Origin of the sequence: Argonema galeatum A003/A1, assembly GCF_023333595.1 — a bacterium.
In the GTDB taxonomy this organism is placed as follows: domain Bacteria; phylum Cyanobacteriota; class Cyanobacteriia; order Cyanobacteriales; family Aerosakkonemataceae; genus Argonema; species Argonema galeatum.
This window is the reverse complement of sequence record NZ_JAIQZM010000073.1, coordinates 1-11,418: the sequence shown is the minus strand read 5'-3', so window position 1 is coordinate 11,418 and position 11,418 is coordinate 1. Positions and strand designations below refer to the sequence as shown.

General features: G+C 46.9%; 11 protein-coding genes. 7 read left to right on the top strand and 4 right to left on the bottom strand.

Going from position 1 to position 11,418, the window contains the following annotated elements; genetic code table 11:
* Positions 1–345: 345 nt before the first annotated feature.
* Positions 346–1,437, top strand: a complete 1,092-nt coding sequence (gene thrC / locus LAY41_RS31675; RefSeq protein ID WP_249106633.1) for a threonine synthase — start codon at positions 346–348, stop codon at positions 1,435–1,437.
* On the opposite strand, the gene LAY41_RS31670 is transcribed toward thrC, so the two are convergent.
* Positions 1,382–1,963 carry a hypothetical protein gene (locus tag LAY41_RS31670; RefSeq protein WP_249106632.1) on the bottom strand — a complete coding sequence of 194 codons (582 nt, stop codon included), beginning with the start codon at positions 1,961–1,963 and terminating at the stop codon, positions 1,382–1,384. The two genes, thrC and LAY41_RS31670, sit on opposite strands and share 56 nt — an antisense overlap.
* A 190-nt stretch (positions 1,964–2,153) precedes the next feature.
* Between LAY41_RS31670 and LAY41_RS31665 the strand changes: the two genes are divergently transcribed.
* Genes LAY41_RS31665 through LAY41_RS31655 form a run of 3 tightly spaced genes read left to right on the top strand, consistent with a single transcriptional unit; the run spans position 2,154 to position 4,551 of the window.
* On the top strand, positions 2,154–3,032 hold the full coding sequence (locus LAY41_RS31665; RefSeq protein ID WP_249106631.1) for a YihY/virulence factor BrkB family protein: 879 nt from the start codon (positions 2,154–2,156) through the stop codon (positions 3,030–3,032).
* Between the two features lie 36 nt (positions 3,033–3,068).
* Complete coding sequence (locus LAY41_RS31660; RefSeq protein WP_249106630.1) at positions 3,069–3,551, top strand: DUF4112 domain-containing protein; 483 nt, start codon at positions 3,069–3,071, stop codon at positions 3,549–3,551.
* 19 nt (positions 3,552–3,570) lie between these two features.
* Entirely contained in the window at positions 3,571–4,551 is a 981-nt protein-coding gene (locus LAY41_RS31655) for an alpha/beta fold hydrolase (protein WP_249106627.1), read from the top strand.
* A gap of 287 nt (positions 4,552–4,838) precedes the next feature.
* Here LAY41_RS31655 and LAY41_RS31650 read toward each other — a convergent pair whose 3' ends face one another.
* Positions 4,839–6,326 carry a tetratricopeptide repeat protein gene (locus LAY41_RS31650; protein WP_249106626.1) on the bottom strand — a complete coding sequence of 496 codons (1,488 nt, stop codon included), beginning with the start codon at positions 6,324–6,326 and terminating at the stop codon, positions 4,839–4,841.
* A gap of 149 nt (positions 6,327–6,475) precedes the next feature.
* On the opposite strand from LAY41_RS31650, the gene LAY41_RS31645 reads away from it, so the two are divergent.
* Complete coding sequence (locus LAY41_RS31645) at positions 6,476–7,510, top strand: hypothetical protein (protein WP_249106625.1); 1,035 nt, start codon at positions 6,476–6,478, stop codon at positions 7,508–7,510.
* 28 nt (positions 7,511–7,538) lie between these two features.
* On the opposite strand, the gene LAY41_RS31640 is transcribed toward LAY41_RS31645, so the two are convergent.
* Positions 7,539–7,796: a transporter suffix domain-containing protein gene (locus tag LAY41_RS31640; protein WP_249106624.1), complete on the bottom strand. Its 258-nt coding sequence runs from the start codon at positions 7,794–7,796 to the stop codon at positions 7,539–7,541.
* A gap of 297 nt (positions 7,797–8,093) precedes the next feature.
* On the bottom strand, positions 8,094–8,978 hold the full coding sequence (locus tag LAY41_RS31635) for a carbohydrate ABC transporter permease (RefSeq protein ID WP_249106623.1): 885 nt from the start codon (positions 8,976–8,978) through the stop codon (positions 8,094–8,096).
* A 265-nt stretch (positions 8,979–9,243) separates the two neighbouring features.
* On the opposite strand from LAY41_RS31635, the gene LAY41_RS31630 reads away from it, so the two are divergent.
* On the top strand, positions 9,244–9,939 hold the full coding sequence (locus tag LAY41_RS31630) for an aldehyde oxygenase (deformylating) (RefSeq protein WP_249106621.1): 696 nt from the start codon (positions 9,244–9,246) through the stop codon (positions 9,937–9,939).
* Between the two features lie 268 nt (positions 9,940–10,207).
* The gene (locus LAY41_RS31625; RefSeq protein WP_249106619.1) at positions 10,208–11,230 is read left to right on the top strand and encodes a long-chain acyl-[acyl-carrier-protein] reductase; all 1,023 of its coding nucleotides are present in this window, start codon (positions 10,208–10,210) and stop codon (positions 11,228–11,230) included.
* Positions 11,231–11,418: the final 188 nt, after the last annotated feature.

Here is an 11,418-nt window from a genome sequence, read left to right as displayed (position 1 = left end):
AAAAGTCAAAAGTCAAAAGTCAAAAGTCAAAAGTCAAAAGTCAAAAGTCAAAAGTCAAAAGTCAAAAGTCAAAAGTCAAAAGGGGAGTGAGTAGGCGGCTAGGGGCTAGGCTTCGACGTGAGACGTTCGGCGAGCGCTCAGGCTTCGACGTGAGCGACTTCGGCGTGACACTTCGGCAAGCTCAGTGCGGAGACGCTCAGTCGAACGGGAAGAGGGGAAGAGGGGCAGAGGAGATATTATGAACAGTGAAGTGGGAACATCTATAAAATCGTTATTTTGCTCCGACTATCCACGCTAAACTAAGGTGTACCCGGAGTATAGTTTAATTCCCGTTATTTATCTGTTGTGACTGTAAGTCTGTACCCTGCTGAATCTAAGCTAAAAAGCTGGCCTGGTCTGATCGAAGCGTACCGTCCGTATCTGCCAGTAACGTCAACTACGCCGGTTATTACCCTGCTGGAGGGTAATACCCCCCTGATTCCCATTCCGGCGATCGCATCTCTGATTGGCAGACAGGTGCAAGTTTTTGTCAAGTTTGACGGCCTCAATCCCACCGGCAGTTTCAAAGACCGGGGGATGACTATGGCTATCTCTAAAGCTAAGGAAGCAGGTGCCAAAGCAGTCATCTGTGCCAGCACCGGCAATACCTCGGCTTCAGCAGCTGCCTATGCGCGGCGCGGCGGAATGCGGGCGTTTGTGCTGATACCCGATGGTTATGTGGCCCTGGGTAAGTTAGCGCAAGCTTTGCTTTACGGCGCAGAAGTGCTGGCAATTAAAGGAAATTTTGACCAAGCGCTCAAAATTGTGCGCGAAATGGCGGCAAGCTACCCGGTTACATTGGTAAACTCAGTCAATCCGTACCGACTGGAAGGCCAGAAAACGGCGGCTTTTGAGGTGGTAGATGCCCTGGGTGACGCACCCGATTGGCTTTGTATCCCCGTCGGAAATGCCGGAAATATAACTGCATATTGGATGGGGTTTTGTCAATACCATCAAGAGGGGAAATGCGATCGCTTGCCGCGCATGATGGGATTTCAGGCCGCAGGCGCGGCTCCCATCGTGACTGGTAAGGCGGTGGCAGACCCAGAAACGGTAGCAACTGCTATTCGCATCGGCAACCCAGCAAATTGGGAAAGAGCGATCGCAGCTCAAGAAGCAAGCGTTGGGTCATTCGCAGCCGTCACAGATGAGGAAATTTTGGACGCTTATCGCCTGCTAGCTTCTCACGAAGGAATTTTCTGCGAACCCGCCAGTGCAGCTTCCGTAGCTGGGATGCTGAAAGTTAAAGACCAGATCCCAACCGGGGCAACTGTGGTTTGCGTCCTCACCGGCAACGGACTCAAAGACCCCGACACAGCGATTAAACACTGTCGAAATCAGTTCAAGGCCGGGGTGGAGCCGGTCTTGTCGGCGGTAGCTGAAGCGATGGGTTTTTAGGAGATTCTGGCAGATTGGCGCGGTCAGTAGAGGCGCGATTAATCGCTTCTCTACCAGGCGGGGTTGCTTTAAGCTCATCTGGGTTAGTGCCTCGGTGTTTGGCTAAAAGATCGATCGTATCGCCCAAGGCAGTGGTTAAGCTTTGGCGTGTGCGATCGTGAGCCTCTCGTTCTGCTTTCAAAGCGATCGCGGTGCGATCGCGCTCGATCAGTACTTCTAACAGTTTCTGCTTCAATTCCCCAATACTTTGGAGTTGTTCTGTTCCTTGGACACTAGCAGACACATCTTTAGCTTCATTAAGTTTTGCAACAATATCAGCCTTGAGTTGCTGGATTTCTGCCTTGAGCGTTTCTATCATTTGCTGTGATACCTTAGCCTCAGCACGGCGTTGCTGAGCTTCGGTATTATAAAGTTGACTCCAGTGGGCAGCGCTATCTAAGGCAGCATCGCGATCGCTTTGAGCTTCCGCCACTTGTTGTCGCAGCGCCTGAATCTCCCCTATCCATTGCTTTACATCGTTGTTCATTTCTTATTTCTGAGTTGTTAGTTTATGACTTACCCACTGTCGCGAAAGAAACCGGGTTTCGAGACTGATAACCATCGCTGAAACGACGTATTCGCGTAATATTACCGATTTCTGCGATCGTCCTGTAGTTGTTACTTTGTACGATTGGCACTGCCCACCATCAGTTGTTAGATTCACGCACTATAAAAATATGCTACTTGCCCGTTTTTTTCGTTTTTTTCGGCACTTAAATTGGCGAACCCTCAAGAAAACTCTCCAGCGTGCCGGACAACGACGGTTTCCCGGACTTGCGGCGGAAATGACTTACAACGCCATGTTAGCCCTGTTTCCATCCATTTTGGCGCTCCTGACCGCGATCGGGTTGTTTGAATCGTTACAATCTAGCTTTAAATACCTAACTGTACAATTAGGTAGCATTGCCCCTAAAGAAGCTCTGTTCCTAATTAATGGTTTTACAGATACTATCAGCCTCAGCCAAAACAAAGGGCTGTTTTCTCTCAGCTTTATTGTGGCGCTGTGGACAGCCTCTGGAGCGCTGAGTGCCGCTATGGAAGCCCTCGATCAAATCAATCGAATTCCTCCAGAGCAGAAGCGACCCTTTTGGAAAGCCAAGTTAGTTTCTCTTGCACTCACAATTGGCACAATTTTACTACTGATTGCCGCATCGTTCCTGGTTTTTATCAGCGACCTGATTGTACAGATGGTGGCCCGCCAATCTGGTAATCTGGAACCAGGACTGCTATCAATTTGGAGACTTTTGAGTTGGCCTACAGCTTTAGTAATTATTGCATCTGCGATCGCCTTTATCTATCGCTACGGCCCCAGCCGCTGGGCTCCGGGAATGCCGATTATGCCAGGTGCGATCGTCGCCGCAGTCTCTTGGGCTATTTTATCAGCTTTCTTTCGGCTTTACGTATCCAACTTCGGCAATTACAACGCCGCCTATGGTGCTATCGGTGCAGTGATCGTATTAATGTTATGGCTAAACTTAACTTCTTTAGTGATGCTATTTGGCGCTCAGTTAAATGTTAGCGTAGGAGAAGCCATGCAACGCAGAATAAAAAATTAAAAAAATTGCTCTCTTACCTTCCTCCTTTTCAAAGCCATGTCCAATTTCCATGACCCTAAAGCTATCACCTTAAAGCGCCTTCGCAGCATAAGCAATTTGCTCGACAATGCCATTCCCATTCCCGGTACAAACTATCGTGTAGGCATCGATCCTATCTTAGGATTAATACCGGGCGGCGGAGATACAATTTCAGCATTTCTATCCGCTTACATTGTCCTGGAATCGGCTCAATTGGGCATACCGCGAGAAGCTTTGATGCGGATGGTATACAATATTATCCTCGATACGGTGCTGGGTTCTGTACCAGTGGTTGGAGATTTATTCGACGCCACCTGGAAAGCTAATGTTAAAAACATCGCTTTGCTGGAATCTCACTTAGCTTCCCCTATACCTAGTAAAAAGGTAGACAGGGTATTTATCATCCTTCTGTTAGTTGGATTAATCCTGATTGTGATGGCGATAAGCTTTTTAAGTGTAGTGGTTTTTCGACTGTTACTCGGTCTGTTTACAGGCAACTAAGTTAAGATAAATTAAAATAATGAAAGATTGGTGGCAAATCGCATTCCCAAAAGGGCGTCAAACTCTGACAATTACTGATGCTAGCGGACATCCCGTAAAAATAGCTTATGGCGAAAAAGGAACGGGAAAACCACTATTTTTAGTACATGGTATTGGCAGTTGGAGCTATGGTTGGCGTCATACCATTGAACCACTATCGAAATATTTTCGAGTGATTTGTTTTGATGCCAAAGGACATGGCTTTTCCGATAAACCATTGTATTCCGAAGAATTGGCTCATCAAAGTATTGAAATGGAGCAGATTATTCGAGCTTTATGCGATGAACCTGCTGTCGTAGTAGCGCAATCATTAGGGGCGCTAATAACACTTGCTTTGGCTGAAAATAATCCAGAGTTATTCGCTCGATTAGTCGTGATTAATGTACCCATTTTTCCTAAAGAACTTCCAACTTTGTGGATGCAATTGCTAGCTGCTTTACCTATAGATTTAGTCCGTGCTGTCGATAATTTGCGGCTAGCAAATACATTTGCGCCACTATTGCGACAGATGGTAATGTTTGGGCGTCACGAAGTTGTTGTAGATCCGGAACAAATAACAGATGAAGAAGTGTACTGGATTACTTATCCGTATATTGAATTACCCAATACAATTACCAAAACTGCTGAGGATTTACAACACGCTGCTCAAGAAATCGATCGATCGCTCCATAACCAACCAAATATCATATACACTATTCAAGAGAATTTGTCAAGAATAACTTGTCCTACTCTAATTTTATGGGGCGAACAAGACAGATGGTTTCCCGCTAGCAATGGGGAAAAATTACACGCCCGTTTACCTAATTCCAGGTTACAAATTCTGCCAAATTGCGGTCACGATGCGGCGGGGGGTTCTCCAGAAGCAGTGAATGCAGCGATTCTTGAGTTTTTGCGGGATACCGATTTTCTCGATAGGGCAGATGTATCTCAAAGCTCACCTTCTAGAACACCGATTCACTAATGCTTGGTGGTGCGTTTTTAGCTTGTAGGGGCGTTCGCTCTATCGTGCCGGAGGCATTAGCAAACGGGTGTGAAAGTCTTTGACTGTTAGCCATAAATTATCAGCCCCAATGAATCGCGCATCCGCGCCGCAAGAGCGAACGCCCCTACAAAATTGGGATGCTCCCCTATAAAAATGGAGTTAGCCTAAACCCAAGGCTTTGGAAATCAACGGGAATAGCTTGTTAGCAGCTTCAACTAATGTTGCAGCAGTAGGCAATCCAGCAATTGTGCCTTTCAAAATCTTAATTAGCGGATCGCCTGCTCCAAGTTCTCCAGACGTTCCCCTTTAAACAGCTTACTGTAGGCAATGCCCAAATTGGTTTGAATGCCAGCCCATTGCTCTGGGAAAGCTTCCTGGGTATACACTTCTAAAGCAGCACGATGATAGCGTATTGCCTGCTCCAAGTTGTCTGCCTGTTCTCCTTGATGCCGCCGAATGTACGCAAGTCCTAGATTATATTGGATTCTAGCCCAGTCTTCTGGAAAAGCTTCACGGGTATAAACTTGCAAAGCATTGTGATAGCAGGCAATCGCTTTTTCCATATTTTTTGACTGTTCACCAAAGCGGCGTTCGCTGTAAGCCGCCGCCAGATTGCTTTGGGTTCTAGCCCAGTCTTCTGGAAAAGCTTCACGGGTAGAAACCAGCAAGGCATTCTCATAGTAGGCGATCGCTTGTTCCAGATTCTTTGACCGATCGCCAAGGAGACGTTCGCTGTAAGCAGCCGCCAGATTATTTTGGATACTGGCCCATTTTTCTGGGAAAGCTTCGCGGCTATAAACCTGCAAGGCATTATCATAGCAGGCGATCGCTTGTTCCAGATTCATTGACCGATCGCCACGGATGCGTTGGCTGTAAGCATTCCCTATATTTATTTGCGCCATTGCCCATTGTTGTGGGAAAGCTTCGGGGGTAAAAATCTCCCACGCATTCTTATAGCAGGCGATCGCTTGTTCCAGGTTCTCTGCACGATCTCCAAGAGGTCGCTGACGATAGACGCTTCCTAGATTATTTTGGATACTAGCCCATTGTTCTGGGAAAACTTTGCGGCTATAAACCTCCAAGGCATTCTGATAACAGTTGAGCGCAACTTCCAGATTTTCTGCCCGTTTCCCTCGGATTCGCTCAACGTAGGCATTACCCAAATTGGTTTGAATATCAGCCCATTCTTCTGGGAAGCGATCGCGGGTAAAAAAGATGGCAACGACCTCGTAGCCGATAATGGCAATCTCCAAGTTATCAGACCTGCTGCCCATTGGGAACTGCGCCATTAGGTTGCTGAAATTGCCAATAACCGCTGCGATGCTTTGGGCTTGTTTTGCCTCGACTTCTGCCAAAGTAGCAACTGTCCAGTCCCGCAACAGTTGTGCAAAATTATCATCTAGTTTGTCTAGATTGGTTTGCAGAAGTGGGTACACCACTTCCGGGTCGCCGTTGCTCTCTAATGTTGTTTGCAATACCTTCAACAACAAATCATATTTGTTAGGGGTTGCAACGAAATTCACTGATGCTTTATCTATTCCAGCGGTCAGCTGCGTAGCAACATTCAGCAACCAATTAGCAGCGTTCGAGTCGCCCTGCTTTGCCAGTACAGCTGCTACCTGTTCCATCGTCACTACCAAGCTAGGGTCAATCAGGTCTGGGTTAGCCGTAAGGATGTTAGCTTCTTCCCCGCTAGGACTGGCCAGTAGCGCTTGAATAAGATTGAGATAGGCTTGATGGCGTTTTTCATCCATTACTGTTACTGTTCTTCTTGTGCAGTCGGCTTCCTTACACGATTGTAGAGCAACGAACAATTGTGTAGCCGAGATTTCCACTCGTCGGACGATCGCATCCCCAGAACGTGCAATAATAATCCCTCTGTGACCTCACGATCGCTCTCCTCATGGCCCAATCTTCCCAGCCTCAGAAGGATCTTGTATCTGCCCTTAATCTCGGCGCTGAGCTAAACTTCCAACTGCCCGATCCAGAAGACGAGCAGATTCCAGACCTTGATTTTAACAACCAGGTGGATATCGCTTGGCAAGTATGCGATCGCTTCGACCTGCAAACGGAAATCTGGCGAGGTAGGATTTTACGGGTGGTGCGCGATCGCGAAAAGAAAGGCGGCGATGGTAGGGGAACTGGCTTCCTCAACTGGCTGAAAGAACGAGAAATTAGCAAAAGTCAGGCTTATTCTATGATTGAGCTAGCCAATAGCGCCGATACGCTGATGGTAGAGGGAAAGCTCGACGCTGCTGCGATTAGAAACTTCAGCAAACGCGCTTTTGTGGAAACTGCCAAATCATCTCCAGAAATACAACAACTGGTCACTGATGCGGCGCAAAAGGGCGATCGCATCACCCGCCGGGAAGTCCGCCAACTCGCTGATGAATGGACAGCCATGACATCGGATTTACTCCCCGATGAAGTCAAAGTCAAAGCAGCCGATCGTACCATTCCTTCACGCTACCTTGCTCCTCTGGTCAAGGAGTTGGGAAAATTGCCAGAATCTCACGTCACAGCGTTGCAAGAAGAAGTTGCCGAAGATCCCAGCATCGATAGACTTAAACAGGTAACTTCCGACGCCCGCAACTTAGCCAAATATCTCGACGCCGCCGCCCAAGTGCAAGCCATTAACCACTCATCCGTAGATGTGGAAATGGCGCTAGAAGAAGCGCTGCGCCTGGGTTGTTTGAATACGGCATCCGAGTTAGTGAAGCAAGCGTCTCAGCTGGAACAAACGATCGCCAAACTATATACCACTTGGAAGCGTCTCGGCAGTTTGGCAGATAGACTCTATGTAGATACCGGCGCGAGTACTCCAAATTTGCGATCGCTCCTCAGTTGCTTAGAGCGACTTGGCGGTGAAGTCATCGAAGTCCCCCTGGATGATACTGGCGATCGTACTATTCGCCTCCGAATTTTATCAGATTCATAAGGATAATTTGGATAATCTCAATATAATTTCACCGTCTGCGGAGCAATCTTTTCAACCCCTTCCAAATACGGCTAAAGCTTAAATAACGCCGATATTTAGTAGCAACTTCTTTTCCCGCCAACACCAAACCCAACCAGAAAAAAACTTCAGCCACAATAGCCAGAATTGGAACCAATACAGCCTTTTGTGATAAGTCCAGCGGCAGGAATGGCACAATAAGAACTATTGCTACCCAAGGCAGAAGAGATGCGACAATTAAAAACAAACCCAGATTCTTGAGATTCATTTCATATCATGTCCGGTAGCATCATTTACCTAAAAAAATCCTGTTCTTATTATTATCTGCGTTCATCTGCGTTCATCTGTCTTCATCTGCGGTAAAAATTTAACCAACGATGAAACAGACAATTTGACGATATCACTCATCATGCTAACCATGCAACCGGACTTGATCTAACTTACTACAGTTTTTTTTAACGCAGAAGTACGCAAAGATTACCGCAAAGGAACGCAGAGTAAAAATTTAGAGCTTATCCAAAAAGTGAGCATATCAACACAGATAGGTTTGAACTCTGCATTCAAATCAATTCTTAATCCCTGTTGTAGCAATACCACGCATAAATTGTCGCTGACCGGCTAAAAACAGCAGCACAACTGGCACCGTAGCAATCACAACAGCCGCCATCATCAAAGGCCAATTATTAGTAAATTGATCCTGAAACTCTGCCAAAGCCAATTGCACCGTCCTTAACTCCGGTCTTGTTGTAAAAACCAGCGGCTTAAACAAATCGTTCCACTCAGCGATAAACGTGAATAGAAACAGCGTCACCAAAGCCGGACGAGACAAAGGCAGCATTACCCACCACAAAATTTGGAGCCGGTTCGCCCCATCCAGGGCTGCCGCTTCTTCCAATTCTACCGGCACCGTTAGGAAATATTGCCTCAGCAGAAAAATGCCAAATCCGTTAGCCGCCGTGGGTAAAATCAACGCCCAGTAAGTGTTAATTGCGTGTCCCCACTTCAACACCAGAAAGATAGGAATTACTAATAACTGGAAGGGAATCACTAGGGTTGCCAAAATAATCAATAGCAAAACTTGCCGCCCGCGAAATTTTAACCTTGCCAAGGCATAGCCTGCCAAAGCCGAGGTGACAACCTGAAACCCAGTTACCGCCAAAGCCACTAAAGTGGAATTAGCAAAAGCTAGGAGAAAATTTCCCCTCTCCCAAGCCTCCCGATAGTTTTCCCAAGACCAACCTTTCTGCCAAGGAGCTAAACTGGGAGTCACCCCGATCGAGGTAAACGATGTGAGGAATACCACCCCTAGCGGTAGCAGGACAACGCCAGCACCAACTCCCAGCAATACCGGGACTAACCATTTTAGGAGGCGTTTCCAGACAATCGGTGGCCTTGCTGGCTGATTTTGAGGATCGGCGGCAGAATGACCATCACTATTTTTCTGGAGCATCTATCTCTATCAGAAGGATTTGCATACAATACACTCTAGGTATTAATTCCGATTCTCACACCCAGGCTAGATCCTAGTTTGGCAGATTCCCGGTAATGATAAGGTAAGTCCAGTGGGTTCCTTTGACCAGAAAACCAGCGCTTTTTCGAGATTCTGGTAAATTGTATTTAAATTGCGGATGAGGGTTTCCCAGGCCCGCTTTTCGCCCAGCGTCGATTTTGGATCGACGAGTATCTACCAATAATGTTGAGGAGACAAATTATATATGCCGCAGCTTGAGGCCAGCCCAGCAATTAACTTCCATAGCGAAACCTACAAAGACGCCTACAGCCGCATCAACGCGATTGTAATTGAAGGCGAACAAGAGGCCCACGATAATTACGTCCAACTGGCTGAACTGCTGCCCAATGAGAAGGATCGCTTAATTAGCCTCTCCAAGATGGAGAGTCGCCACAAAAAAGGGTTTGAAGCCTGTGGGCGCAATCTCCAAGTGACGCCGGACATGGAATTTGCCCGCGAGTTTTTTGCCCAGTTGCACAAAAATTTCCAAGATGCACTTCCTGAAAACCGAATCGTCACTTGTTTGCTGATTCAGTCTCTGATTATCGAATGTTTTGCGATCGCAGCTTACAACATCTATATTCCCGTTGCCGACCCCTTTGCCCGTAAAATCACTGAAGGCGTTGTTAAAGAAGAATACTCTCACCTTAACTTTGGCGAAGTCTGGCTAAAAGAACACTTTGAGGAATCAAGAACCGAATTGGAACAAGCCAATCGTCAGAACCTACCCATAGTCTGGAAAATGCTTAACCAGGTGAAAGACGACGCCCACATCTTGGGTATGGAAAAAGAAGCCTTAGTTGAAGACTTCATGATTCAGTACGGAGAAGCCCTCAGCAATATCGGTTTTACCACCCGAGATATTATGCGGATGTCAGCATACGGTTTAGCAGCTGCTTAACTTTAGAGTGCTGAGCGCTGAGTACAGAGTACGACTCAAAACTCAAAACCCAGTAAGGGCGAAGCAAATGCTTCGCAGGACTTTGCATTTAACCGACAAATTATCCCGGCAAATGCTAAGGGCATCCGCTTCGCGAACGCCCCGACAAAGCCGATTAGTCTCTAGCTGTACTAATCGGCCATTTTGTGTATTATTTTTAAGGGTCAGTAACAATTTTTTATCCTTCTCACTTTACACAAGCTCCACTAAAGGTCTGCTTAAATAATTCATGTTTGGTCTCATAGGTCACCTTACCAGTTTGGAACACGCCCAGGCAGTCGCCAGAGACTTGGGCTACCCGGAATATGCCGATCAAGGGCTAGATTTTTGGTGCGCTGCTCCACCCCAAATCGTCGATACCATTAAAGTCACCAGCATTACAGGTCAACAAATCGAAGGTCAGTATGTAGAATCTTGCTTTTTGCCTGAAATGCTGGCAAATCGACGGATTAAAGCCGCCACCCGCAAAATTATTAATGCGATGGCTCACGCCCAAAAGCATGGCATCGATATCACGGCTTTAGGTGGCTTTTCCTCGATCATCTTTGAGAACTTCAATCTCAACCAAATTACCCAAGTTCGTAACATCAAGCTAGAATTTGAGCGTTTTACTACCGGCAATACCCACACGGCTTACATTATTTGTCGGCAGGTGGAACAAGCATCGAAAAAGCTAGGTATTGAACTGTCTAAGGCAACGGTAGCGGTTTGTGGGGCTACAGGCGACATTGGTAGTGCCATCTGCCGCTGGTTAAATGCCCGTACCGATGTGCCCGAACTGTTGCTAATCGCACGCGATCGCGATCGATTGCAAGCTTTGCAAGAAGAACTGGGTAGAGGCAAAATTATGGGTTTGGAGGAGGCGCTACCCCTCGCTGATATCGTCGTCTGGGTGGCGAGTATGCCCAAAGGGGTTGAAATTGACCCCACTACCCTTAAGCAACCCTGTCTGCTCATTGATGGCGGCTATCCCAAAAACCTGGGGACTAAAATCCAGCATCCCGGCATATTCGTCCTCAATGGCGGCATTGTGGAACATTCCCTCGATATTGAGTGGAAAATAATGAGTATCGTCAATATGGATGTGCCCGCACGTCAGTTGTTTGCCTGTTTTGCCGAATCGATGCTGCTGGAATTTGAAAAGTGGCACACCAACTTTTCTTGGGGACGAAATCAGATTACCGTGGCAAAGATGGAGCAAATCGGTCAGGTATCGGTGAAACACGGATTTCAACCGTTGTTGTCATTTTGAGTTAAATACGGAAGCGGGGCTAACCCCGCTTCTATTGCATTGATGTATTGGCAAGGTAGAAACTTTCGTTAAATAACGCAAGTTGCTAGTTATATAATTGAGGCTGAGATTAGGTACGTAGTTGCGATGCCGCGCTATTATCCCAGTTGTAATAAGAGCGCGGCATCGCAACAACATACCCAGAAAGC